Genomic DNA, 26,635 nt, shown 5'->3' with positions numbered 1-26,635 from the left:
GAGACTCGTTGAACGTTTTTCCCCATCCCGCACTCTGCATTCATATTCCATCTGCCTCGGCGAGCCAGACCGCAAGCTAACTCTCGGTACAGATTGCTTCAAGCAACAGCTGCGTCGTCCGGTGTGATGGGATCGTTTTGCGCCAGATAGCGTGTCCCATCGCAGTAAATCCCACGTTGATCCCACAGGGCACACGGCCAGGACGTGAAGGAGGCAACCGATTCGTGAATGTGTTCCGCCAATAGCTGATCTACCGCCAGGGGTATCGTGCCGACCTTGTCCCACGCCGCCAGGATCATTTTTTCGTAGGGGCGCAATTCGCGCGGCTGCGGAGGATATGAGCGATTGCCGGCTCGCGGCTCGATCGGATTGCGAAGGAATTCGATATGCCGCTCCAGTCGTCGCTGCTCGCGTAAAAGCTGCTTCGCCTGTTCTTCCGGGTTCTTCGGGACGTCATATACCCATTCGTTCGGCTGGCAGGCTGGGTGGTCTTCGTCGGATCCCGCCGGAACGGTGGAGCAGAATGCGGCACCGACCTTTTCGTATAGATGACCCAGCACACGTTCGTCCGCCTGGTGGCGAGCCAGGATGCTGCGCCACCGGAAATTCAGATAACGGTGAGGTTGGATCAAGGATTCGAGGTCGCTGCCGGGTGCTGCGGGGAGCGCGGCCATGTAGTCGTTGTAGAGAGTCACTATTCGAGAGCCATTCTGTAGCTTGAAATCGTCCTTAAGTCGCGGCTCCATTTGGTCCAGTGACTTCAATGGCACGCCGGCTCGCAGCGCTTCAACAAACATGTGCCTCAGTGGAATCAACGATAAGTCTCGATCCCGCCCCTGCTCGTTTGCTCCGTAGCCGCCGCCAACATCAGAATGCACACCTGGGTACACGACCTCTTCGCAATTACCAGGATATATCTTGTCAACTCGAACAGAATCCAAGGGAAATGCGCGCCGCACTTCATGCGCCGAGACATAGTGCACACACCTCTCCACTTCGGGCGGAATCGCCAACTCCGATGCCCAATCAAGGTGGAGAGCCGGACCGCCAACTGACGCAACAGTATCAAAGATACCCATAAAGCTGACACGTAGCGGCACGCGTATGCCATTGGGAGCCTGCCAATACAGGTTGCCTGCCTCTTTGTTGCATTTTTTCTCGATGAACCGACGGACAAATGCACGCGCTTCCGTCGCTCCACGCGAAAAGCCAAAAATCGCCACGGTAATTTCGCGCATATGCTTCCACGAGCCTGGGCCCCATTCTATTTCCAATAGTCGGGAGAATTCTCCAAGGGCAAATTCGATCCTTAGTTCACCACCAGCGCCAAACCCCAACCCAAGCACCCCTCCTTCGTCATCCCTAAGATGATCGGTGTAGCCTGCAACCTTGACAAATTTAAACGACGTTCCTACGCCTGGAAGATAAGTGGCTTGGGAATCTTCTTCAATCAAATCCTTTGCGACCTGATATAGCTTGGCAAGGTTCGAATGCTTTCCCTGAGGTCGATCGCGCTCAAGATTATTATTCGTTCCATCAAAGAAAAACGATAGCGCCGGATAAAGCCGACAGGCAATCGAATCCATCTTATCAATAGGATTTTGAGAGATGATTCGCTTCATCGCCCCATCAATCGCAACCTGCTTAAGTTCTTCATCAGTCGATGGCATCCCAGCTTGTCGAACAGCCATGAAATTATCCTCCGACCATTTATTTACTCATACAACCAGATCTACTTGGCGAAAATGCTAGATCTGCAGTATTACGGCTTCTCAGAATTACACACAGGTATGCATCTGCCTTATGCCAATCAGGATCTTGATGCGGGCCGCCGGCAGGGAAATTTACCTGAACACTATGCTTTTCGTCCGGCATAGTGACTGTGCCTGTTTGGGAATCCTCTTCGCGCCCCCACTCCCATGTCACGGTGACGGGTTCGCTCCAACTCTTCATGTCAGGAAAGCAGCAGGCGGCTTTTGAGCCCCCTGCATGCGCACTTACATCACCCGCCCAGTACTTATCGACAAAAATATTCACGGCATACCGATCGGCATGGTTAGCAGGCACCATTGCGAGCGCTTGCCCGCCGCCAGCAAGGGGATCATCAGGCATGGTGTTGGATCCCGCACAAGCGGTCAGCGTAAAAACGGCGGCACCGAACGTAAGCCCCAAACGCCAGAATCTTTTCAAGATCATCTTGTGTATTCCTACCGGTCAATGCCGTGATTAAATTTGCTGCACATCGTTTTCTGGTGCCCCTGCTTGCCGAAAAGCCATGATTGACCCTCTACCTCTAGCGGCTCACTTGCTCATGCAACCCGATCTACTGGACGAAAATTCCAAGGCAGCCCTATTGCGGTCTCGCAATATGACGCACAGATACGCATCTGCTTTATGCCAGTCAGAGTCCTGATGTGGGCCACCTGCGGGAAAATTCACCTGAATGCTGTGCGCTTCTTCCGGTGTTACTACTGCCTTGGTTTTAGGGTCCTCTACAGCATCCCAGATCCAAGTCACCATGACAGGTTTGCTCCAATCCATCATCCCCGGGAAACAGCATGCCGCTTTTGCACCTCCCCCTTCCGGACTCACATTCCCTGCCCAATATTTGTCGACATAGATGTTCACAGCCCAGCGATTGACATGATTAGCCGGCACCATTGCGAGCGCTTGCCCACCACCAACAAGGGGATCGTCAGCCGTGCCATTAGATCCCGCACAAGCGGCCAGCGTAAAAGCAGTAGCGCCAACCACAAAGCCCAACCGCGGAAACCTATTCAAGATCATCTTGCGTATTCCTACCGACCAATACCGCATTCACGTTCGCCGCCCATCGCTCGTCGCCGCCCTCAACCGCCTCAACAAAACCGCGCCCTCAGGGGACTCATCGAACGCCTCCCCATGCCGCGCAGCCAGCGCACAGTATTCCACCTGTATCCCGAGCCCTTCGATACCAAATCGTCGCGCACGCTCGATCTGGCGACACACGAATCCGTAACGCTCCCGCTCCGGGATCGCGGCAAACGTCGATGAATCGCGTTCGTTGAGATGCAACAGCAAATTATCCGGAACACTCGCCTCGATCAGATCATCGACCTGCGCCTGCTCCAACCTGAACGGCGGCCGAAGCGCCACCGACTCTGCAAGCACCTCATCCTGCCTCCAATCGATCTGACGCAGCCTCCCATGACGATCCCAATACCACCAACGCAGCACCGGCGCGAAAAACGTCTGACGCTGCGCCTCGGATAGCACCGGCCCCTTCACGAACAGATCATCGTCTTCCGACGACCCCGCCAGCGTCGCAAGAATCGACGGATCCCAGCAGGCGAGCACGATAGGCGTGTCATCCGGCAAGCGGACCCGCAGCAGCGGTTTCAGATGTGCCTCGAACTCCGCCAACGACAAGGGCGAGGCAATCACCATCGCACAGGGCGACGCCGGCCCATGCTGTTCGAGCCATTCACGAGCGGCTTCGAAATGATCGAACGGAATATGGACAAGATGCGGCGACACGGCCTGCACATCGGCTCCGCCGTCCATCAGGCAGACGACATGATCCGGCCTATCCGACAACGCCCCGGGCAGACTGTCGTTATGCAAAGGCGCGGCAAGCACATACAGCCTTGCCGCCAGATCGCGCGCTTCCTCAAACACGGTTCGCAGCTCCATCACGCCCCCTGAGTGACGAAGGCGCTGCGGGCAGCAGCCTGCTTCATCAGGCACGGCACACAGACCGCGTCAGACGGCACCGGCATCGAATACGGCATGCGGGCAGGCCCGCTGAAGGCATGCGTCCCGCCCTTCACGTCGATCTTGCCCGGCGCATGGATTTCGATATTGCCGCCCGCCAGCCGGATGTAGGCACCGCCCGACGTCAGCAGGATCTCCCGCTCCGCGGCCACCTCGATCGTCTCGGTCGCCGCCACGACCTTCACCGTCTTCCGGGCCGTCAACTCGACATTGTCCGCATGCGCCTGGATCTCGACCTTGCCCTTCCCCGCGAACAACTTCATGCCGGCGTTCTGCACGAACAGGCTGATCCGGTCCGCGACGCCGGCGATCAACGACTTGCCGGCCGCCACATGCACGCCCTGCCCGCTCACCACGTTGATATGCCGCTCGGCAGCCAGATGAGCCGACTGTTGCGTCGACATCGCGATGCCCGCCGGGCTCGCCATCAACATCACGGGCTGCTTGAAGGCATTCGCGTTACCCGTGCCGCCTCCAGCCGTTCGGCCGCCCGATGCGTTGCCGGCTACCGTGTCCTGGGTGGCATCGGTGTACCGCTTCAGCGCATCATGGCCCGCGGCCAGGCTGTCGGCTTGATGGGCCTCGCTCGCCTGCGACAGCGCCTCGATCACGCTCTCCGCGTTCACCAACTGTTGCTGCGCCTCGCGCACATCGAGAGGCTGACTGCCGGCGCTCTTGGCATGCGTGCTCAGATACAGTCCACGCGTGGCCCGCACCGCGCCATGGCTATCCGTGCGCAGGTCGAATCCGGAGCCCAGGTATTCGCCGCGCGCGTTGCCAGTCTGCTGGATCAGATACCCGAGATGCAGTTGCGAGTTGCCCTGGCTGCTGTACAACTGCACGCGGTTCTGGCCGGTCGCATCATCGAGCACGAGCTGGTTGTATCCACTGCCGCCATATTCCTTCGAGCGATAGCCGGACAGGATGCCGTTCGAATGCCATTGCGGCTGCGTCGCGCCGTTGTAGACCCGAGCGACCGCAACGGGCCGATCGCAATCGCCGCCCACGTAGTCGATCAGAACCTCCTCGCCGACACGAGGAGAGTGAACCGCGCCATACCCCCCGCCCGTATCCGACTGCGCGACACGCACCCAGCACGACGCACCGGCATCGCCCGGATTGCGGCGATCCCACACGAAATGCACCTTGATGCGATTGAGTGGGTCGGTATGGACTTCCTCGCCGCGCGGCCCGACGACGATCGCCGTCTCCAGATGCGTGACGGGCTTGCGATGTTCGAACGGGCTGCGGAACGGCACGCTGCTGCGCTGGGCTTCGATCCAGACTCGGTAGTAACCGCTCGCCCCGTCGAAATGCGGCACGGCGAACGTATCGTTCGATTCACCCGCGCGTGCCTCATCGATCGAGGCCTGCAGATCCTGCGGAAAGCGCGCGCCGCCGGCCGCCCCAGGGAGGTTGTTCGCGATCAGCCACTTCACCTCGATCACGGCGAATTCGCGCTGATTCGCCGGATCCCGGTTGTGCTCGGGATGATCCAGCAGCGTGAATCGTCGGCCGGCGTCGATCGCCCGCAAACCGCCCTCGCCCACGAAACGCTTGGCGCGCGATTCCCATTCCTCCATCCGGATCCGCGTGAGCGCGTCGCCGCGCGCCTGCTCCAGGTAGCGATACGCGCCCGTGTATTCATACACCTCGGCCTGCGCCGGCAGCGCGCCCTGATTCGCCTGCGTCGGCAGGTTCGTGCCTTTGGGATTGACGGCGGGCGCCGGACGTTTGTAGTCGAAGGTTCGGGTCGTGTACAAGGTGCTCTGCAGCGTGCGGCTGCCCGACCATTGAGTCAGCGCGTCCGCCTCGCTCCGCGTATCGGCTCGGGAAAAACGCACGACGTCGGCGGGGGCAAGCGCCGTCAGTCGATCGGTGACGACCAGCGTATGCGAGCGCCCATCCGCCGCCTGCTCCCAGAAGCCGTAAAGCCCTTCGTCCTCTAGCAGGCGATGCACGAAATTCCAGTCGCTCTCGTCCTGGCGGCAGAACGAACGCGGCGGCAGCGCCTCGACAAGATCGAAGCGAAACGCGCCTCGCGCCTGGGGATGCCGGTTGAACACATCGGCGACGATATCGTCGGCCGGGCGATCCTGCCAGATCCGCTGGTCGCGACGAAACTTCAGGAAGTGCATCCAGGAGGCGAAACCGAGCTGGTAGCTGCTCAGCCCGCCGTCGGCACCAAGCCGTCGCGCCGTATGAACGTAGCCATGATGCGGTCGATACGATTTGTCCGATTGCTGGATCCAGAGCGTGACCGGCTGGGCAATCAAGGCCTTGAGTTCGAGCGTGTCGTCGCGAGACGCGACGTCGACCGTGAATTCGAAATGCCGCCCCAGCCGCGCCGATCCGCTCGCGCGCAGCGGCAGCAGGACGGTGCCCTCCAACGGGGAATCCAGCTTCAGCAAGCGATCCTGCTGAAGCCAGCCGCAGCTGATGCCTTGCGCCAATTGATGCGCGTCCATCGCTAAACCCTTCCGTTTTATTCGCTCTTGTCATGTCGATGGAGTGCTCCATCCGACCCTCGGGCGCAATTCTATGAAGCTGGTCGCGGCGGGACGTTAAGCAGCGTCAGGTTGGCAGTGCCTCCGCGCTGTTATTACGCAGCCCAAATGGCAGACCATAAAAATATATCTTTACGGCCGATCCATTCAATCGACAAAACACGACATCCATACTCCTTCACCCGAAGTAGCGGGCAACATGTCGGCAAATACCCGCTTATTTCAATCAAATTCCACCCAAGGGAAAACCCGCAGCCACTCCCCCTCGTCATCCGCCCGATTCCCCGCTAAGATCGCATCTGGCCCACTGGTCCGGCCAATTTCACCCGGACCGCAACCGGATACGAACAGGAGACACGATGAGACTGGAAGGCAAGGTGGCCGTCGTCACGGCCGCGGGCGCGGGGATCGGACAGGCGGCGGTGCTGGCGCTGGCGCGCGAGGGCGCGCAGGTCTGGGCGACCGACGTCAAGCCCGAGCTGCTGAAGTCGTTCGAGGGCGTCGCCAACGTGCAGACCGCGCCGCTCGACGTGATGAACCGCGCCGCGATCGATGGCTTCTTCGCCGGCCTGCCGCGCGTGGACGTGCTGTTCAACTGCGCCGGCTTCGTCCACAACGGCACCATCCTCGAGGCCAGCGACGAGGATTGGGACTTCGCCTTCGATCTCAACGTGCGCTCGATGTTCTGGACCATCCGCGCCGCCCTGCCCGCCATGCTGAAGAACGGCGGCGGCAGCATCGTCAACATGGCCAGCGTGGCGAGCAGCATCCGCGGCCTGCCGAACCGCTTCGTCTACGGCGCCTCGAAGGCGGCCGTGATCGGCCTGACCAAGGCGGTGGCCGCCGACTACGTGCTCAAGGGCATCCGCTGCAACGCGATCTCGCCGGGCACGGTCGACACGCCCTCGCTGCAGCAGCGCATCAACGCCTACGACGACCCGGTCGCCGCGCGCGCCGCCTTCGTGGCGCGCCAGCCGATGGGCCGCATCGCGCGCGCCGACGAGATCGCGCCGATCGTCACCTTCCTCGCCAGCGACGATGCAGCCTTCGTCACCGGCCAGACCTACTCGGTCGACGGCGGCATGACGATCTGAGCCGCGCTCGCGCCGATACGAAACCGCATTTCCCTTCCGTCTTCACCGGATTCACCAGGAGCCTCACCTCATGAAACTCGCCCGTTATGGCCAGCCCGGCAGCGAAAAGCCGGCCCTCGTCGATCAGGACGGCAAGCTGCGCGACCTGAGCGGCGTCATCGCCGACATCACGCCCGCCACGCTCGACGAAGCCTCGCTCGCCAAGCTGCGCGCGCTCGACGTCGCGTCGCTGCCGCTGGTCGAAGGCGCGCCGCGTTATGGCTGCCCCGTCAACGGCGTCGGCAAGTTCCTCGCGATCGGCCTGAACTACTCCGACCACGCCGCCGAAACCGGCCAGCCGGTGCCCAAGGAGCCGGTGGTGTTCACCAAGGCGATCTCGTGCATCCAGGGGCCGAACGACCCGATCATGCTGCCGCGCGGCTCCGAGAAGACCGATTGGGAAGTCGAGCTGGGCATCGTGATCGGCAGCGTCACGCGCTATGTCGAGCGCGAGCAGGCGCTCCAGCACGTGGCCGGCTACGTCACCATCAACGATGTCAGCGAGCGCCACTTCCAGCTCGAACGCACGCCGCAATGGGACAAGGGCAAGGGCTGCGATACCTTCGGCCCGATCGGCCCGTGGCTGGTCACGCGCGACGAGGTGCCGAACGTGCAGGCCCTGTCGATGTGGCTCGAGGTCAACGGCAAGCGCGTGCAGAACGGCAGCACCAGCACCATGATCTTCGATGTGGCCGAGATCGTCAGCCACCTGAGCCAGTTCATGACGCTGATGCCCGGCGACGTGATCACCACCGGCACGCCGCCCGGCGTCGGCATGGGCATGAAGCCGCCGCAGTTCCTGCGCGCCGGCGACGTGGTCAAGCTCGGCATCGAGGGCCTCGGCGAGCAGCAGCAGACGGTGGTGCCGTTCAAGCTGTAAGCGGCGGCCTCGCGCCCTGCCTCGATGCGCGACGCCCGGCATCGGCCCGCCAGCGGCCGGCGCCGGGCGTTGTCCTATAATGTGCGCCCCGCGCCCCGCGCCCACCGGCGCGGGCCGCTCCTCTCAATCCGCCGGCCAACCCGTCGAGCTCGCCATGCCCTTCCAGCCGATCGAAACGAAACGGCTCTACAGCCAGATCGCCGCGCAGATCACCGAACTGATCGACGCCGGCGAATTCATCGTCGGCGAGCGGCTGCCGGCCGAACGCGATCTCAGCGCGCGGCTCGGCGTGAGCCGTTCCTCGCTGCGCGAGGCGCTGATCGCGCTGGAAATCGAAGGCAGCATCGAGGTACGCAGCGGCTCGGGGATCTTCGTCAAGCAGCGCGGCAAGCCGGCGGCAGCCGCGGCGACGGCCGATGCCACGAACGCCGCCGACGCGGCGAACCCGGCGACCGCGCCGCGCATGCACGCGGTCTCGCCGTTCGACGTGATCCGCGCGCGTGCCTACCTGGAGCCCGAGATCGCGATCCAGGCCGTGCGCCACGCCTCCGACGCGCAGATCGAGACCGTGCTGGCGCGCCTGGAGAAGCTGCGCGCCGGCAAGGTGGGCGACCCGCAGCTCAACGAATACGATCGACAGTTCCACCTGAGCCTGGCCGAGGCCTCGGGCAACAGCGCCTACGTGGTACTGCTCGACCAGCTGTGGATCCATCGCACCACGCCGCTCTACATGACGCTCGAACAGCACTTCTTCAGCACGCAGTGGTGGGCCGAGTCGATGGACGAACACGAGGAGATCTACGCCGCGCTCAACGAACGCGACGTGCGCCGCATCAGCCTCGCGATGGGCCTGCACATGCAGCATGCCGAGCAGCGGCTGGCGGGGCAGTTCAAGTAAGCCGCCGCGTCGTGCCGGAAACCCTGCCGCGAATCGACCGGCTCGTTTCCTGAATCGGCGCGCCCACGATGCGGCCGAAGTAGAATCCGGGCACGATCACCGGAGTTCCCCATGGCACGAGTCCGTCGCAGAGCGTTCCCTTCCCGCCTGAGGCGCCGCCTTTTCCCGGGGCACCGGGGCATCGCGCATCGCATCCTGTTCACCCGCCCCACGAGTTCGCCGCTGAAGACCCTGCTCTACCGGGCCTTGTTCGTCGCCGGACTCTGTGCCCTGGCGTTCATCGTGCTGTACCTGGATCGCAATGGCCTGTACGACGCGCATCGCCAGTCGCCCGGCGGCGTCGACCTGCTGTACTTCACCATGGTGACGATCGCCACGGTCGGCTATGGCGATATCGTGCCGATCACGGCAAAAGCCCGCTTGATCGACGCGTTCTTCATCGTGCCGATCCGGCTCATCATCTGGTTCACCTTTCTGGGAACGGCTTACCAGTTCGTCATTCAACGCGTCGTCGAGGAATTTCGCATGAAGCGCCTGCAAAAGGAGTTGCAAGGGCACGTCATCGTCTGCGGATTCGGCATGGCCGGATCGGTGGCCGTGCAAGAGTTGCTGGAAGGCGGCGTAGATCCACGCGACATCGTGGTCATCGATCCCGCGCAGGAATCGCTCGAGGCCGCCGCCGAACTGGGCGTGATCGGGCTGCGCGGCGACCCCTCGCGCGAGGATCTGCTGCAACAGGCCCAGGTTCGCCAGTCCAGTGCCGTGATCGTGGCGGTCAACGACGATGCGACCGCCGTGCTGCTGACCTTGACCGTGCGCAGCATCGCGCCCGACACGAAGATCATCGTGCGGATCCGCGAGCAGACTTTCTGGCGACAATTGCGGCAAGCCGGCGCGAACGTGATCGTCGGCTCGACCAAGATCGGCGGCCTGCTGCTGGCGAACGCGGTCAATAGCCGCTACGTGGTGCCGTTCGTCAACGACCTGCTGTCCACGCGCGGGCGCGTGATGTTGCAGGAACGCCCGGCCGAACCCCATGAAGTGGGCCGCAGGAGCAACGAGGTCCCCGGCGTGGTGGTGATCGGCCTCGCGCGAAACGGAACCTTGATGTCGTTCTACGAGGAAGCGCCCGTTCCGATCGAAGCCGGCGACGTGCTGATGGTCATCCAGTCGACCAGGCAGGCAGCCGGCTCCCAGCCATGAGCAGCGTGGCTCGGCGCGACGCGGTTGCCGCCCCCGGCCGCCGAAGCCGCCCGATGCGCCACGAGGATCGCGCCCCGCCGGCTTCCGTCCCGTGCCGCCGGCTCAGTGCGAATGCCGCGGGTTGCCTCGCGTCTCCACCACCTTCAGGTACAGCGTGGCCGGCTCCAGGCAGCCGCCCGTCGACAGTTGCCCCACCGCCTGCCGATAGAGCTCCTGCCACGGCGTCTGCGCCGGCGGGATCTTGAACTCGGCGGTCTCGCGACGACGCGCCAGCTCGCCATCGTCGACCAGCACATCCACCTTGCGCGCGTTCAGGTCGACGCGGATCCGGTCGCCCGTGCGCAGCAGCGCGAGCCCGCCGCCGACGGCCGCCTCGGGCGACATGTTGAGGATCGAGGGGCTGGCCGAGGTGCCGCTCTGGCGGCCGTCGCCCAGCGTCGGCAGCGAGGTGATGCCCTCGCGCACCAGCGAGACCGGCGGCGCCATGTTGACCACCTCGGCGCTGCCCGGGTAACCGACCGTGCCCGCGCCGCGGATCACCAGGATGCAGTGCTGGTCGATCTCCAGCGACGGATCGTTGATGCGCGCGTGGTAGTCCTCGGGGCCGTCGAACACGATCGCGCGCGCCTCGAAGGCGTTCTCCGAGCCCGGCTCGCTCAGGTAGGTCTGGCGGAAGGCCTCGCCCACCACCGACATCTTCATGATCGCGCTGTCGAAGAAGTTGCCCGACAACACGATGAAGCCGGCGCCGTGCTTGAGCGGCGCCTCGGTGGTGCGGATCACGTCGCGGTCGTTGGTGGCCGAGCGATCGGCGATCTCGCCAATGGTGCCGCCCGACACGGTCAGGCAGTCGCGATGCACCAGGCCCGCCTTCGACAGCTCGTGGTACACGGCCGGCACGCCGCCGGCGCGGTGGAAGCTCTCGCCCAGGTATTCGCCGGCCGGCATGCAGTTGACGATCAGCGGCACCGATTCGCCGACGCGCTGCCAGTCGTCGAGCGACAGCTCCACGCCGACGTGCCGCGCGATCGCGATCAGGTGCGGCGGGCAGTTGCTCGAGGCGCCCAGCGCCGAGGCGATCACGATCGCGTTCTCGAAGGCCTGCTTGGTCATGATCTGCGAAGGACGCACGTCCTCGCGCACCAGGTCGCAAATGCGCTTGCCGGTGACATAGGCCATCTGGCCGCGCTCGCGATAGGCGGCGGGGATGCTCGCGCAACCCGGCAGGGACATGCCGAGCGCCTCGGCCAGGCTGTTCATCGACAGCGCGGTGCCCATCGTGTTGCAGTGGCCGATCGAGGGCGAGGACGCGGTGGTCAGCTCCATGAAGCCTTCGTAGTCGATCTCGCCGGTCGCCAGCAGGTTGCGCGCATGCCAGATCACCGTGCCGGAGCCGACGCGCTGGCCGTTGTGCCAGCCGTCCAGCATCGGGCCGCCCGACAGCACGATGGCCGGCAGGTCGACGGTGGCGGCCGCCATCAGGCAGGCCGGGGTGGTCTTGTCGCAGCCGGTGGTCAGCACCACGCCGTCGAGCGGGAAGCCGTGCAGCACCTCCACCAGGCCGAGGTAGGCCAGGTTGCGGTCGAGCGCGGCGGTGGGCCGGCGGCTCTGCTCGGCCAGCGGGTGCACCGGGAATTCCATCGGGATGCCGCCCGCGTCGCGGATGCCGGCCTTGACGCGCTCGGCCAGCGCGATGTGGTGGCGGTTGCAGGGCGCGAGATCGCTGCCGGTCTGCGCGATGCCGATGATCGGCCGGCCCGACTGGATTTCCTCGCGCGTGAGCCCGTAGTTCATGAAGCGCTCGACGTACAGCGCGGTCATGTCCGCATGCGACGGATCGTCGAACCATTCCTGGCTGCGCAGGCGTCGCTTGGTCTGTTGTGTCATCTCGTTCTCCATGTCCTGATCGTTCCGACGCCGCGGCCCGCCCTCGAGGCGTGTGCCCGCGCTACCCGCGGCCGTCTCCTCTGATTGGATGTCCCGGCACGACGAGCAAGCCGTGGCGCCCTGCCCGCTTCCGTGCAATCCCTTGCGCAGCCTGTCGGTTACCGGTAACCCGAAACGGATGGTAGCACGCCTGGCGACCTGCGGCGAGTGCTTCGAGAGGAGAAGGATGTGGGGAAAACGAGGAGGCGCGGCCGGATTTCCCCGATCCGCTCAGGCCGCGCCCTCAGGCGCTTTCGCGCTGCACCACCGAGAACCGCAGCTTCACGTGCTTGTAGCCGGCCGCCAGCGCGGTGCCGTGCGCCATCGCGTCGAACAGCACCTCGCCGGTGCGCTGGCCGATGCCATGGGCATCGACGCTGACGGTGGTGATGGTCGGATGCGAGCATTCGGCCACCTCGAAATCGCCGAAGCCGGCCACCGCGATGTCCTCGGGCACGCGCAGGCCGCGCCGATGGCACTGCATGATCGCGCCGAAGGCCGACAGGTCGCTGATCGACATCACCGCGTCGGTATCGGGCCAGCGCGCCAGCAGCGCGTCGAGCGCGGGGCCGCCGTGGGTCATGTCGGCCGGCGTGTCGCCGATGCGCACCACGCGCGGCTCGCCCAGGCCCAGCGCGCGCACCGCCGCGCGATATCCCTTGAGCCGCTCCATGCCGCGCCGGTCGTTGTCGTTGGCGCCGCACAGGAAGCCGATCCGGCGATAACCGCGCCCATGCAGGTAGACCACCATCTCGCGCGCCGCCCGCTGGTTCGAGAAACCCACCGCCGCGTCGATCGGCGCGCCAGGCAGGTCCCACATCTCGACGATCGGCACGCCCGCGCGCTTGAGCAGGGCGGTGGCGGCCTCGGTATGGAACGCGCCGGTCAGCGCGATGGCACGCGGCTGGTAGCGCAGGAAGGAACGGATCAGCCGCTCCTCGCGCGCGATGTCGTAGCCGGTATCGCCGATCAGCAGTTGCAGGCCCCGGGGCTCCAGCGCGTTCGACAGCCCGCGCACGGTATCGGAGAAGTTCGAGCTGGACAGCGACGGCACGATCACCGCGACGAAATCGGAACGCCCCGAGGAAAGCGCCCCCGCCGCCGCGTCGGCCACGTAGCCGAGCGTGTCGACCGCACGCAGCACGCGCTCACGGGTGGCGGCCGCCACCACGCGATGGTTGGCCAGCACGCGCGACACGGTCATCTTCGAGACACCGGCCAGCCTGGCCACGTCGGCCATGCGCGGCGGCCCCTCGAGACGGGTCGGTGGGGGTTTCGGTGCGCGTCGGCTGGCATTGCCCATCGATAGGAGTCCGGTATGTCCTGTCCGCCTGGCGGGGCGGGTTGAAAAGTGGGCGACATCATACGGGACTCAAAAGCGCCGTGGGCTGATCGGGATCGAAAACGCGCAAGAAATGCCCGGGGGGGTGAGAAAGCCTGGACATCGATCGCATTCCTTATGGATCGCGGCCTGCACTCGAAAACGGGACGCCGGCGCCGCGCAAACGAACCAATCGGAAGCAGTGGAGAGAATCGTTGAGGATTCCAGGATCAATCGAGGCCGCGCGATGAGCTTCGCGCATCAATCGCGATCATTGATCCATCGTGCGGCGCAGCCGGCTTCGCAACGGCCTAGCGGGCCCGCGTCGCGCGCCGACAACAGTTTCGGCGGTGCGCGCCGCGCGGGCCGAACAGCCCGCGCGGCCATGAAAAAACCCGGCGGCGGCAAGGCGCCGGGCCGGGTTCCCCATATCTCAGCGCGCTGCCGCGCTTGCCAGGCAGCGCGGCGACCAACGCCGCCCTGCCCGCCCATCCTCAATCCCAGTGACGGTAACCGCGATGATGGCGGCCATGGCCGTAGCGGCCGCGACGGTAATCGTCGTCGTAGGAGTTCGAGCGCGAGACGTTGCCGCCCAGCGCCGCGCCGGCACCGCCGCCCAGGGCCGCGCCGACGAGGCCGCCCGAGCGTCCGCCCATCGCGTTGCCGGCCGCCGTGCCGGCGCCGCCGCCGAGCGCGCCGCCGATGATGGCACCGGTGCGCTCGCGCCGACTGGAGGTGACCGCGCCGCCCGCGCCGCCGCCCACCGCGCCGCCGATCACCGCGCCGGTGCTGCCGCCCACCGCGCCGCCGAGCGCGGCACCGGCCACGCCGCCGAGCGCGCCGCCCAGCGCATTGTTCAGGTCGCCGCGCGCGAGGGCCGGCATCGAAACGGCGGCGCCCAGGGCCGCGACCGCGACGAGTTTGATCAGTGTGTTCGCCATGATGAACGCTCTTGTTCGTTGAAGTACGGGGTTGCGTGAACCAATGGCGCTGAGTGTAGCCAAGCGATCGAAAGGAAGCTGTAACGCGCGGGATCGCCGTCCGTAAGAGGTGTAACAAAAATGTCAGGAGCGACGAGGCATGCCAAAAAAATCCCGTCGCACCCCACTGGCTGTAAAAACTACAGTCGCCGGCCGAAACTACAGCGCGCACGGCGCCGGGGCCGGTGCGGCGGGCGCGGGCCGGCGCATGGCATGCCGCCCGCCTCGGGCACGGCCGTTGCGTTCCCCCCGCTGGCAGCCGGCAACCGCCGCCTGCCCAGCGCAACGGACGGCCCGATGGCACCTTCAACCGCAACCGCTTTCTCCCCGCATCTCTACTTCGTCGACGCGCGCCTGGTCGGCCCGCTCGATGCCTGGCCCGCCTGGTTCGAGCGGATCGCCGGGCTCGGCTTCGATCACGTGCTGGTCGGCGCGTTCAACACCACCGGCCGCGCCGGCCACCCGCGCGTGGTGGCCGACCACGATCGCCCGCACGAAGCCCTGGCCACCTCGCTCGACACCGGCGACGCGCTCGCGCGGCTGGTCGAGCAGGCCCGCGAATTCGGCCTGCGGCTGATGCTCGACGTGACGGTCGACCGGATCGCCGTCGAGCACCCGCTGCGCCGCGGCGCGCCGGACTGGTACATCGAGCGCGCGCACGACGACGCGCGCATCGACCCGCGCACGGCCGCCTTCGAACAGACCCTCGCCTATGCCGACATCGCGCGGCCCGAGGTGGGCGAGGCGCTGGCCGGCTGGTGGCACGGCCGCTTCGCGACGCTCTCGGCAACCGGCCTGGCCGGCTTCCTGGTCGACGCGCCGCAGCGCCTGCCGGCCGAATGGTGGCGTGCCTGGCTGGGCTCGCGCCACGGCGAGCTCGACGACGTGCGCTGGATCGCCGGCATCCCCGGCCATGCGCGCGAGGCGCTGGGCGCCTTCGAGGGCGCCGGCTTCGACGGCGTGTTCAGCTCGCTGCGCTGGTGGGACCTGCGCGCGCCCTGGCTGGTCGACGAGCACGCGCTGCTGCGCCGGGTCGCCTCGCCGATCGCCTTCCCCGACGCCTTCGACGGCCCGCGCCTCGCGCACGACCTGCGCGGCCTGCCGCCCGAGGCGATCGAGCGCGGCTACCGGCGCGCGCTGGAGACCGCCGCGGCGCTCGGCACCGGCTGGCTGGTGCCGATGGGTTTCGAGCGCGGCGTCGCCACCCCGCTGATGACCGCGCATCCGCAGCCGGCCGCGTTCCGCGAGGCTTTCGAGCGCGCCCCGTTCGACCTGTCCGAGGCGCTCGCCGAGGCGAACCGGCGGCGGCGCGACTCGGCGGTGTTCGCCTCGCGCGGCGAGCTGGCGGCCCTGAGCGGCGCCGATGCGGCCGTCACCGTGCTGCTGCGCGGCGACAGCGACTGGCTGGAACAGGCCGACGAGGCCCTGCTGATCGCCCTGAACCCCGAACTCGACGCGCCCGGCGCCATCGATCCCGATTGCCTGGCCGGCGTGCCCGGCGCCTTCACCCGTTTCGCGCCGCTATCGGCGGGCCGCCGCGCGAAGACCGCCCCGCTCGGCCCGCTGGCGCTGATGCCCGGCGGCGTGAGCCTGCTGCGCGCGGCGCGCGCCAAGCCGGTCAAGCCCGGCAAGGAACCCAAGGACGGCGGCAAGAGCGCCGAGGCGAGCAAGAACGGCAAGCCCGCCAAGGGCGCCAAGGATACGAAAGACGCCCGGGACGAGGCCGGCCGCTCCGTGCAGGCGCAAGCCGACACCGCCCCGCGCCGCCGCGCCCGCTCGGCCGCCCAGGAAGCGCTGGCCGCCGCGCTCGAGGCCGACCGGATCGCGATCGAGCGTGTCGAGCCGAGCGTCGACGACGGCCGCTTCGCGGCCAAGCGCGTGGTGGGCGAGGCGATGCGCGTGAGCGCCACGCTGATCGTCGACGGCCATGCCCGGCTCGGCGCCGCGGTGGCCTTCCGCGCGGCCGACGAGGCCGACTGGCGCGAAGTGCCGCTGGCCCCGCTCGGCAACGACCGCTGGCAGGCCAGCATCCCGCTCGACCGGATCGGCCGCCACCAGTTCCGGGTGCTGGCCTGGCGCGACGACTGGGGCTCGCTGGTCGACGACATCGGCAAGAAGCACGCGGCCGGCCAGGAGATCGCGCTGGAGCTGCAGGAAGCGCGCGCGCTGCTGGCCGCCGCGCTGAAGACGAACCCGCGCGAGGCCGAGGACCCGCGCCGCGACACGCGCGCCGCCCAGGCCCTGGCCAAGGCCTTCGACGGCAGCGACGCGGGCGGCCAGCTCGCCCTGCTGCACGCGCCCGACTCGGCCGCCGCCTATGCCGCGCTGTACCGGCGCAGCGCGCTCACGCGCGACAGCCGCGTCCATCTCGTCGAGGTCGAGCGCCGCGCCGCGCGCTTCGGCAGCTGGTACGAGATGTTCCCGCGCTCGGCCGCCGACGACGTGCAGCGCCACGGCACGTTCGAGGACGTGGCGCGCCACCTGCCGCGAATCCGCGAGATGGGCTTCGACGTGCTGTATTTCCCGCCGATCCACCCGATCGGCCTGACCGCGCGCAAGGGGCGCAACAACAGCCTGCGCGCGGGCCCGGAGGACGTCGGCAGCCCCTACGCGATCGGCTCGCCGATCGGCGGCCATACCGAGCTGCATCCGAGCCTGGGCACGCTGGGCGCGTTCCGCTCGCTGGTCGCGCAGGCGCACGCGCACGGCATCGAGATCGCGCTCGACTTCGCGATCCAGTGCTCGCCCGACCATCCCTGGCTGGCGCGCCACCCGGGCTGGTTCGCCTGGCGCCCCGACGGCTCGCTGCGCTTCGCCGAGAACCCGCCCAAGCGCTACCAGGACATCGTCAACCCCGACTTCTACGCGAGCGACGCGATGCCCGAGCTGTGGGTCGCGCTGCGCGACGTGATCCTGCACTGGGTGGACGCCGGCGTGAAGATCTTCCGCGTCGACAATCCGCATACCAAGCCGCTGCCGTTCTGGGCCTGGCTGATCGAGGACGTGCGCGCGCGCCATCCCGACGTGGTGTTCCTCTCGGAAGCCTTCACGCGGCCGGCGATGATGTACCGGCTCGCCAAGCTCGGCTTCTCGCAGTCCTATACCTACTTCACCTGGCGCGAGAACAAGCACGAGCTGCGCGAGTACCTGCTGGAGCTGGCCGACGGCCCGGCGCGCGAATTCTTCCGCCCGAACTTCTTCGTCAACACGCCCGACATCAACCCGCGCTACCTGCACCACGCACCACGCGCGCAGTTCGTGATCCGCGCCGCGCTGGCCGCGCTGCTCTCGGGGCTGTGGGGCATGTACAGCGGTTTCGAGCTGGGCGAATCGGCGCCCTTGACCGACGACGGCGAGGAGTACCGCGACTCGGAAAAATACGAGTTGCGCGCGCGCGATTGGCACCGGCCCGGCAACCTGGCCGCCGAGATCGCCCTGCTCAACCGCCTGCGGCGCGGCAACCCCGCCCTGCAGACCCATCTCGGGATCCGCTTCCTCGACGCGCCCAACGATTCGGTGCTGGTGTTCCGCAAGGCCACGCCCGGCTTCGACAACGTGATCGTGGCCGCGATCAGCCTCGACCCCTGGGCCCCGCAGTCGACCGACTTCATGCTCGACGCGGCGCTCTACGAAGGCTGGGGCGTGCCCGAGGGCGCCGCGCTGCGCAGCGTGGAACTCGCCAACGGCCATCAGCACCATTGGCACGGCACCCGCCAATACGTGAACCTCGACCCGCATGCGCTGCCGTTCGCGCTCTGGCGCATCGCGCCCGACCAGCCGCGGCGCGCCGCCTCGACGCCGCTGCCCGGCGAAGGAAGCCATCGATGATCCGCGAAGACAGCCTCGATTCGCCGCAACACGCGCCGTTCCAGCGCGGCGCCGACGGCGCCCGGCGCGGCACGCGCCGCAACGGGGCGCGCTTTTCCGAGCGCGGCACCCTGGCCGGCGATCCGCTCTGGTACAAGGACGCGATCATCTACCAGCTGCACGTGAAGTCCTTCTTCGACTCCAACGGCGACGGCATCGGCGACTTCCCCGGCCTGATCTCCAAGCTCGACTACATCGCCTCGCTCGGCGTGGACGCGCTGTGGCTGCTGCCCTTCTATCCCTCGCCGCGCCGCGACGACGGCTACGACATCGCCGACTACCGCAACGTCCATCCCGACTACGGCACCCTGGCCGACGTGCGCCGCTTCATCCGCGAGGCGCACGCGCGCGGCATCCGCGTGATCACCGAGCTGGTGATCAACCACACCTCGGACCAGCATCCCTGGTTCCAGCGCGCGCGCCGCGCCAAGCGCGGCTCGGTGCATCGCGACTACTACGTGTGGTCGGACACCGACACCAAGTTCGCCGGCACGCGCGTGATCTTCGTCGACAGCGAGCCGTCGAACTGGACCCACGACCCGGTCGCCGGCCAGTACTACTGGCACCGCTTCTACTCGCACCAGCCGGACCTCAACTTCGACAATCCGGCGGTGGTGCGCGAGGTGCTGCAGGTCATGCGCTTCTGGCTGGACCTGGGCATCGACGGCCTGCGCCTGGACGCGGTGCCCTACCTGGTCGAGCGCGAGGGCACCAGCAACGAGAACCTGCCCGAGACGCACGCGGTGCTCAAGCGGATCCGCGCCGCGATCGACGCCGAATACCCCAACCGCATGCTGCTGGCCGAGGCCAACCAATGGCCCGAGGACGTGCAGGAGTACTTCGGCCGCGAGGACGAATGCCACATGGCCTTCCACTTCCCGCTGATGCCGCGCATCTACATGTCGATCGCCAGCGAGGACCGCTTCCCGATCATCGACATCATGCGGCAGACGCCGGAGCTCGCGCCCAGCAACCAGTGGGCGATCTTCCTGCGCAACCACGACGAGCTGACCCTGGAGATGGTCACCGACGCCGAGCGCGACCTGCTCTGGCAGGCCTACGCGAGCGACCGCCGCGCGCGCCTGAACCTCGGCATCCGGCGGCGCCTGGCGCCGCTGATGGAGCGAGACCGGCGCCGCATCGAGCTGATCAACTCGCTGCTGCTGTCGATGCCCGGCACGCCGGTGATCTACTACGGCGACGAGCTCGGGATGGGCGACAACATCCACCTCGGCGACCGCGACGGCGTGCGCACGCCGATGCAGTGGTCGGCCGACCGCAATGGCGGCTTCTCGCGCGCCGATCCCGAGCAACTGGTGCTGCCGCCCGTGATGGGCGCGCTGTACGGCTTCGACGCGGTCAACGTCGAGGCGCAATCGCGCGACCCGCATTCGCTGCTGAACTGGATGCGCCGGATCCTGGCCACGCGTCGCGCCACCCAGGTGTTCGGGCGCGGCACGCTGCGCTTCCTGCGCCCCGAGAACCGCAAGGTGCTGGCCTATCTGCGCGAGCTGCCCGACGCGACGCCCGTGCTGTGCGTGGCCAACCTGTCGCGCGCCTCGCAGGCGGTCGAGCTCGACCTCTCCGAATTCGCCGGCAGCGTGCCGGTGGAGATGACCTCCGATTCGCCGTTCCCGGCGATCGGCGAGCTGCCCTACCTGCTGACCTTTCCGCCCTACGGCTTCCTGTGGTTCTCGCTCTCGCCGACCGGCGCCGAGCCGGCCTGGCACCGCCCGCATGCCGAGCCGCTGCCCGAGTACACCACCCTGGTGATGCGGCGCGGCGATGCACAGCCGGCCCCGCCGCTGGTCGCCACGCTGGAGGCCGAGGTGCTGCCGCAGTGGCTCACGCGGCGCCGCTGGTTCGCCTCGAAGGACCGCTCGCTGGACGCGGCACGCTTCGACTGCGTCACGTCGATACCCGGCGAGCCGTTCCAGTACGCGGAGGTGGTCGCGAGCTCCGACGGCCACGAGGAACGCTACGTGGTGCCGCTGGCCGCCGCCTGGGGCGACGAGACCCCGCATCCGCTGTTCATGCGGCTGGCGCTGGCGCGCGTGCGGCGCGGCCCGACGGTCGGCTATTTGACCGACGCCTTCGCCTTGCCCGGCTTCGCGCACGGCGTGCTGGCCAAGCTGGCCGAGCGCGCCAGCGTGCCCCTGACCAGTGGAGGGACCCTGGTGTTCTCGCCCGAGCCCACGCTCGCCGAGGTGATGCCGACACTGGGCCCGACGCCCGGGATCCGCTGGCTCGCCGCCGAGCAGAGCAACAGCTCGCTGGTGATCGGCGAGACCCTGGTGCTCAAGCTGGTGCGGCGGGTGGCGGCCGGCATCCATCCCGAGGCCGAGATGAGCCGTCACCTGACGCGCGCCGGCTACGCCAACGCGCCGGCACTGGCCGGCGAGGTGCTGCGCGTGGGCGCCGACGGCACGCCGCACACGGTGGCGATCGTGCAGGCCTTCGTCGATAACCAGGGCGACGCCTGGGTCCGCTCGCTCGACTTCCTCAAGCGCGCGGTGGGTGACCTGGCGCTGTCGGCCTCGGCCACGCCCGATGCCCGGGAGGCCGACGGCGAGGCCGACGAGATCGACGCCTATGCCGAGTTCGCCGGCGCGATCGGCACGCGCCTGGGCGAGCTGCACGTGACGCTGGCCGCGCCCACCGACGACCCGGCCTTCGCGCCCGAGCGCGCCACGCCCGCCCACGTGGCGCGCTGGACGCAGGACGCGATCGCGATGGTCGATCGCGCGATGGGCCTGCTCGCGCCGCGTCTGGACGACCTCGACGACGGCGTGCGCGATGCCGCGCTCGCGCTGCTGGCCTCGCGCGAGGACCTGGTCGCGGCGCTCGATTCGCTGCTGCCGGAACACCTCGACGCGCTCTGCACGCGTATCCACGGCGATTTCCATCTCGGCCAGGTGCTCGACGTGCATGGCGACGCGATGCTGATCGACTTCGAGGGCGAGCCGGCCCGCGCGCTGGACGCACGCCGCGCGAAATCGCATCCCTTGCGCGACGTGGCGGGCCTGCTGCGCTCGCTCTCCTATGCCAGCGCCGCCGCGCAGTTCTCGATCGAGAAGGCCCCCGCGCCCACCGCCGACCTCAAGCGCACGCTGTTCGACCGCTTCGGGCAGGCCGCCGCCGACCGCTTCCTCGCCAACTACCGGCGCGCCGTCGAGCTCGCGCCCACGCCGTTCGCCGGGCCCGCCGACGCCGAGCGCCTGCTGATGCTGTTCCTGGTCGAGAAGGCCGCCTACGAGCTGGCCTACGAGGCCGCCAACCGGCCCGACTGGCTGAGCGTGCCGGTGCTCGGGCTGGCCGCGCTCAGCGCGCAACTGCTGGGCCGCGACCGCGACCCGGACGAGGACCAGGACGCCCCGTCCTCCGAATCCCATTCACCCGACGAGCTCCCGCCGGAGAACCCGCAATGAGCGACACGCTGTTCGACCTGTCCGATATCGATGCGCTGCTGGACGCGCGCCACCCGGACCCGTTCGCCTGCCTCGGCAAGCATCGCCTCGGCGAGCGCACCGTGGTGCGCGCCCTGCTGCCCGGCGCGCATCGCGTGCACGCGGTGGCGCGCGAGGGCGGCCGCGTGCTCGGCGAGCTGGAGCGCGTGGCGCCGGCCGGCTGCTTCGCCGGCACGCTCGAGGACGACGCCGATTACCGGCTCTCGATCGACTGGATGACCGTGACCCAGGAGGTCGAGGACATCTATGCCTTCGGCCCGCTGCTGGCCGAGGACCGCCTCGCGCGCCTGGCCGAGGGCGACCCGCTGGCCGTGCTCGACTGCCTCGGCGCGCGGCCGATGAGCGTGGACGGCGTGCCCGGCGTGCGCTTCGCGCTGTGGGCGCCGAGCGCCGCGCGGGTCTCGGTGGTGGGCGACTTCAACGCCTGGGACGGGCGCCGCAACCCGATGCGGCTGCGCCGCCCCTGGGGCGTGTGGGAGCTGTTCGTGCCGCGCATCGGCGCCGGTGTGCGCTACAAGTTCGAGCTGCGCACGCGCGAGGGCGTGGTGCTGCCGCTCAAGGCCGATCCTTGCGCGCGCGCCACCGAGGCGCCGCCGCTGACGGCCTCGGTGGTGGCCGACGCCGAGGCGCTGTCGAGCTTCGAATGGCACGACCAGGACTGGATGCGCCGCCGCGCCGAAACCGATGCCGAGCGCGCGCCGATGTCGGTCTACGAGGTCCATCCGGAATCCTGGCAAAGGATCGGCGATCCGCCGCGCGCACCGAGCTGGGACGAGCTGGCCGACCGGCTGATCCCCTACGCGGCCGGCATGGGCTTCACCCACATCGAGCTGATGCCGGTGGCCGAGTACCCGTTCGGCGGCTCCTGGGGCTACCAGCCGCTCTCGCCGTTCGCGCCCTCGGCGCGCTTCGGGCCGGTGGAGGGCTTCTCGCGCTTCGTCGACCGCGCGCACGCGGCCGGCCTCGGCGTGATCGTCGACTGGGTGGCCGCGCATTTTCCGACCGACCCGCACGGGCTCGGCCAGTTCGACGGCACCGCGCTCTACGAGCACGCCGATCCGCGCGAGGGTTTCCATCCCGACTGGAACACGCTGGTGTTCAACCTCGGCCGCCACGAGGTGCGCGGCTTCCTGATCGCCGCGGCGCTGGCCTGGGTGCGCGACCATCATGTCGACGGCTTGCGCGTCGACGCGGTGGCCTCGATGCTCTACCGCGACTATTCGCGCGCCTCGGGCGAGTGGGTGCCGAACGTGCACGGCGGGCGCGAGAACCTGGAATCGATCGCCTTCCTGCGCGGACTCAACGACACCCTGCACGGCCCGCTCGCGCCGCCCGGCGTGCTGAGCATCGCCGAGGAATCGACCGCCTGGCCCGGCGTGACGGCGCCCACCGCGCATGGCGGCCTGGGCTTCGACTTCAAGTGGAACATGGGCTGGATGCACGACACGCTGTCCTACCTCGGCGAGGACCCGATACATCGCCGCCATCACCACGACCGCATCGGCTTCGGCCTGGTCTACGCCTTCTCCGAGCGCTTCGTGCTGCCGCTCTCGCACGACGAGGTGGTGCACGGCAAGGGCTCGCTGCTGGCCAAGGTGCCGGGCGACGCCTGGCAGCGCTTCGCCACGCTGCGCGCCTACTACGGCTTCATGTGGGCGCATCCGGGCAAGAAGCTGCTGTTCATGGGCGGCGAGTTCGCCCAGCCCGGCGAGTTCTCGCACGACGGCCAGCCGCCCTGGGACCTGCTCGACGCGCCCGCGCATCGCGGCGTGCAGCGCCTGGTGCGCGACCTGAACCGCCTGAGCGCCGCCGAACCGGCCTTGTACCGGCTCGACAGCCTGCCCGAGGGATTCGGCTGGCTGGTCGGCGACGACGCCAGCAACAGCGTCTATGCCTTCCAGCGCCGCGACGACAGCGGCCGCGTGCTGGTCGCCATCTGCAACTTCACGCCGGTGCCGCGCGAGGGCTACCGCGTCGGGCTGCCGGCGGGCGGGCGCTGGACCGAGCTGCTCAACACCGACAGCGCGGCCTACGGCGGCACCAATCGCGGCAACGGCGGCGCGGTCCAGGCGCAGGACGTGCCGGCGCATGGCCAGTCCTGGTCGGCGGCGCTGCGCCTGCCGCCGCTGGCCACGCTCTGGCTGCGCCCGGATTGAGGCCCACGCGAGCCGCCCTCGCGCAGCCCGCCGCATCGAAACGACACGAGCAACGACGACAAACCAGGAGAGCAGCATCATGCGCGCAGCCACCGCCGACCGACTCGAACCGGGCAGGCCCTACCCGCTCGGCGCGAACTGGAACGGCCTGGGCATCAACTTCGCGGTGTTCTCGGCGCATGCCACGCGCATCCAGCTGTGCCTGTTCGATGCGACCGGGCGCAAGGAGATCGCGCGGCTGGACCTGCCCGAGTGCACCGACGAGATCTGGCACGGCTACCTGCCCGACGCGCATCCGGGCACCGTCTACGCGTTTCGCGCCGACGGGCCCTACCAGCCGCAGCACGGCCATCGCTTCAATTCCTCGAAGCTGCTGCTCGACCCTTACGCGCGCAAGCTGATCGGACAGTTCCGCTGGTCCGACGCGCTGTTCGCCTACCGGCTCCATTCGAACCGCGCCGATCTCTCGATCGACCGGCGCGATTCGGCGCCGGCCATGCCCAAGTGCGTGGTGGTCGACGAGACCTTCGACTGGCGCGACGACCGCCGCCCCGAGGTGCCCTGGCCGCAGACGGTGATCTACGAGACCCACGTGCGCGGCGTCTCGATGCGCCGCGGCGGGCTGCGCCAGCCCGAGCGCGGCACCTTCGCGGCGCTCGGCTCGCCCGGGTTCGTCGAGCACCTGCTGCGGCTCGGCGTGACCACCGTCGAACTGCTGCCGGTGCATGCCTTCGTGCACAGCCGCGCGCTGGTCAACCGCGGCCTGCGCAACTACTGGGGCTACGACACGCTCGGCTTCTTCGCGCCCGAGCCGTCCTACCTGTCGACGCGCCGGCTCGACGAGATGCGCATCGCGATCCGCCAGCTGCACGCGGCCGGCATCGAGGTGCTGCTCGACGTGGTCTACAACCACACCTGCGAGGGCAACCAGCTGGGACCCACGCTGAGCTGGCGCGGACTCGACAATGCCAGCTACTACCGGCTGCAGCCCAACGACCCGCGCCTCAACATCGACGAGACCGGCTGCGGCAACACGCTGAACCTCTCGCATCCCCGCGTGCTGCAGATGGTGATGGACTCGCTGCGCTACTGGTGCACCGCCTTCAACATCGACGGCTTCCGCTTCGACCTGAGCGTCACGCTGGGCCGCGAGCCGAACGGTTACGACAAGGGCTCGGGCTTCTTCGACGCGCTCGGCCAGGACCCGATCCTGGCCACCCGAAAGCTGATCGCCGAACCCTGGGACGTGGGCCCCGGCGGCTACCAGCTCGGCAACCACCCGCCCGGCTTCGGCGAATGGAACGACCGCTTCCGCGACACGGTGCGCCGCTTCTGGCGCGGCGACGCCGGCATGCGCCCGGAGCTGGCCGCGCGCCTGGCCGGCTCGGCCGACATCTTCCACCACCAGCGGCGCCGGCCCTGGGCCTCGATCAACTTCGTGACCGCGCACGACGGCTTCACGCTGGCCGACCTGGTCGCCTATTCGTCCAAGCACAACGAGGCCAATGGCGAGGACAACCACGACGGCCGCGACGACAACTGCAGCGCCAACTGGGGCGTGGAGGGCACGACAGACGACGCCGGCATCCGCGCGGTGCGCGCGCGCGTGGCGCGCTCGATGCTGGTGACGCTGTACGCCGCGCTCGGCACGCCCATGCTGCTCGGCGGCGACGAGTTCGGCCGCAGCCAGCGCGGCAACAACAACGCCTACTGCCAGGACAACGAGCTGTCCTGGTTCGACTGGGAGCTGGCCGACAGCGAGGACGGCAGGCAGTTGAGCGCCTTCGTGGCACGCCTGGCCGCGCTGCGTCGCGAGCATCCGCTGCTGTCCGGGCCGCGTTATCCCTCGGGCGACCGCGAGGCGGCGCCGGGCCTGCGCGAGATCGACTGGTTCGACGAACGCGGCGAGAGCGTCTCGGTGCCTGCCTGGCAGGACCGCGAGCGCCGCGCGCTGACGATGCGCCGGGTGGGCCCCGATCGCCGGGGTGAATGCGAGGCGCTGTTGCTGATGCTCAACGGCTCGGCCCAGCCGCTGCGCTTCGTGCCGCCCGCGCCGATGCTCGCGTGGCGTGTGCTGGCCGACAGCAGCCGGCCCGAGGTGGAGGCCGAGGCGCTGCCCGCCGAAGGCATCGAGTTGCCGCCGCACACGGCCCTGATCGCGGCCGCGAAGCTGGGCGCGCGCGAACGCGTCCGGCTCGACGAGACGAACACCGACGCGACGGGCGACGCCTTGCCCGAGGATGCCGAGGACGCGCCCGACGAACTGCCGGCCGCCGCCGCGCCGGCCAACGAGCCCGGCGCGCAACCCGAGCCGGTCGCGCAGCGCGCGGCGGCCGCGGCATCCGCCAGCCGGCAGTCGATCCCGGTGCCGGCATCGATTGGGGCATGCGCCCCACGACACGCCGCCGGCACGGCTGCCGATTCCGCCGCGCGACGCGAAGCGCCGCGCCACACCGGCCGCGCCAGCCCGCGCGAGGCCGCTCCCGATTCCGCGCGCGCGCCGGCCCCGCCGCGAGGCTGACGCTGACGCGCTCTTTCCCGAGG

General features: G+C 68.1%; 16 protein-coding genes. 8 read left to right on the top strand and 8 right to left on the bottom strand.

Features of this window, described 5'->3' with window-relative positions; all coding sequences use genetic code 11:
- Positions 1-98: 98 nt before the first annotated feature.
- The 5 genes from FB600_RS29040 to FB600_RS29020 form a co-directional block, all read right to left on the bottom strand.
- Complete coding sequence (locus tag FB600_RS29040) at positions 99-1,691, bottom strand: T6SS phospholipase effector Tle1-like catalytic domain-containing protein (RefSeq protein ID WP_098151836.1); 1,593 nt, start codon at positions 1,689-1,691, stop codon at positions 99-101.
- A 19-nt stretch (positions 1,692-1,710) separates the two neighbouring features.
- Positions 1,711-2,196: a DUF3304 domain-containing protein gene (locus tag FB600_RS29035; protein WP_080959757.1), complete on the bottom strand. Its 486-nt coding sequence runs from the start codon at positions 2,194-2,196 to the stop codon at positions 1,711-1,713.
- 105 nt (positions 2,197-2,301) lie between these two features.
- Positions 2,302-2,787 (bottom strand): DUF3304 domain-containing protein, encoded by a 486-nt coding sequence (locus FB600_RS29030; protein ID WP_080959759.1) that lies wholly within the window; start codon positions 2,785-2,787, stop codon positions 2,302-2,304.
- Between the two features lie 30 nt (positions 2,788-2,817).
- Positions 2,818-3,672, bottom strand: a complete 855-nt coding sequence (locus FB600_RS29025) for a DUF4123 domain-containing protein (RefSeq protein WP_098151835.1) — start codon at positions 3,670-3,672, stop codon at positions 2,818-2,820.
- Entirely contained in the window at positions 3,672-6,221 is a 2,550-nt protein-coding gene (locus FB600_RS29020; protein ID WP_098151834.1) for a type VI secretion system Vgr family protein, read from the bottom strand. The genes FB600_RS29025 and FB600_RS29020 overlap by 1 nt, the downstream gene beginning before the upstream one ends.
- Before the next feature lie 398 nt (positions 6,222-6,619).
- Between FB600_RS29020 and FB600_RS29015 the strand changes: the two genes are divergently transcribed.
- The 4 genes from FB600_RS29015 (at position 6,620) to FB600_RS29000 (ending at position 10,374) form a co-directional block, all read left to right on the top strand.
- A complete protein-coding gene (locus FB600_RS29015) occupies positions 6,620-7,354 on the top strand; it encodes an SDR family oxidoreductase (protein WP_013689731.1) in 735 nt (244 codons plus the stop codon).
- A gap of 70 nt (positions 7,355-7,424) precedes the next feature.
- A complete protein-coding gene (locus FB600_RS29010; RefSeq protein WP_036035539.1) occupies positions 7,425-8,273 on the top strand; it encodes a fumarylacetoacetate hydrolase family protein in 849 nt (282 codons plus the stop codon).
- A 154-nt stretch (positions 8,274-8,427) separates the two neighbouring features.
- The gene (locus tag FB600_RS29005) at positions 8,428-9,171 is read left to right on the top strand and encodes a FadR/GntR family transcriptional regulator (protein ID WP_096752746.1); all 744 of its coding nucleotides are present in this window, start codon (positions 8,428-8,430) and stop codon (positions 9,169-9,171) included.
- A 111-nt stretch (positions 9,172-9,282) separates the two neighbouring features.
- Positions 9,283-10,374, top strand: coding sequence for a potassium channel family protein (locus FB600_RS29000; RefSeq protein ID WP_096752745.1), 1,092 nt, complete (start codon positions 9,283-9,285; stop codon positions 10,372-10,374).
- Positions 10,375-10,476: 102 nt separating this feature from the next.
- On the opposite strand, the gene FB600_RS28995 is transcribed toward FB600_RS29000, so the two are convergent.
- From FB600_RS28995 to FB600_RS28985, 3 genes are all read right to left on the bottom strand, one after another.
- Positions 10,477-12,261, bottom strand: a complete 1,785-nt coding sequence (locus tag FB600_RS28995; protein ID WP_098153171.1) for an IlvD/Edd family dehydratase — start codon at positions 12,259-12,261, stop codon at positions 10,477-10,479.
- Positions 12,262-12,544: 283 nt separating this feature from the next.
- Complete coding sequence (locus FB600_RS28990; RefSeq protein WP_047838521.1) at positions 12,545-13,540, bottom strand: LacI family DNA-binding transcriptional regulator; 996 nt, start codon at positions 13,538-13,540, stop codon at positions 12,545-12,547.
- A 575-nt stretch (positions 13,541-14,115) separates the two neighbouring features.
- Positions 14,116-14,562 carry a hypothetical protein gene (locus tag FB600_RS28985; RefSeq protein ID WP_025099222.1) on the bottom strand — a complete coding sequence of 149 codons (447 nt, stop codon included), beginning with the start codon at positions 14,560-14,562 and terminating at the stop codon, positions 14,116-14,118.
- Between the two features lie 336 nt (positions 14,563-14,898).
- Here FB600_RS28985 and FB600_RS28980 point away from each other — a divergent pair, with 336 nt between their 5' ends.
- The 4 genes from FB600_RS28980 (at position 14,899) to glgX (ending at position 26,612) form a co-directional block, all read left to right on the top strand.
- Positions 14,899-18,429 carry an alpha-1,4-glucan--maltose-1-phosphate maltosyltransferase gene (locus tag FB600_RS28980; RefSeq protein WP_145758150.1) on the top strand — a complete coding sequence of 1,177 codons (3,531 nt, stop codon included), beginning with the start codon at positions 14,899-14,901 and terminating at the stop codon, positions 18,427-18,429.
- A complete protein-coding gene (treS, locus tag FB600_RS28975; RefSeq protein WP_098151833.1) occupies positions 18,426-21,896 on the top strand; it encodes a maltose alpha-D-glucosyltransferase in 3,471 nt (1,156 codons plus the stop codon). Before FB600_RS28980 ends, treS begins: the two co-directional genes overlap by 4 nt.
- Positions 21,893-24,091: a 1,4-alpha-glucan branching protein GlgB gene (gene glgB, locus FB600_RS28970; RefSeq protein WP_145758149.1), complete on the top strand. Its 2,199-nt coding sequence runs from the start codon at positions 21,893-21,895 to the stop codon at positions 24,089-24,091. The genes treS and glgB overlap by 4 nt, the downstream gene beginning before the upstream one ends.
- A 79-nt stretch (positions 24,092-24,170) precedes the next feature.
- A complete protein-coding gene (gene glgX / locus FB600_RS28965; RefSeq protein ID WP_145758148.1) occupies positions 24,171-26,612 on the top strand; it encodes a glycogen debranching protein GlgX in 2,442 nt (813 codons plus the stop codon).
- The last annotated feature ends 23 nt before the right edge of the window (positions 26,613-26,635 follow it).

This window comes from Burkholderia sp. SJZ089 (genome assembly GCF_007828315.1).
GTDB lineage: Bacteria > Pseudomonadota > Gammaproteobacteria > Burkholderiales > Burkholderiaceae > Burkholderia > Burkholderia gladioli.
The sequence above is the reverse complement of the archived record's forward strand: the minus strand, read 5'-3'. Positions and strand labels throughout refer to the sequence as shown.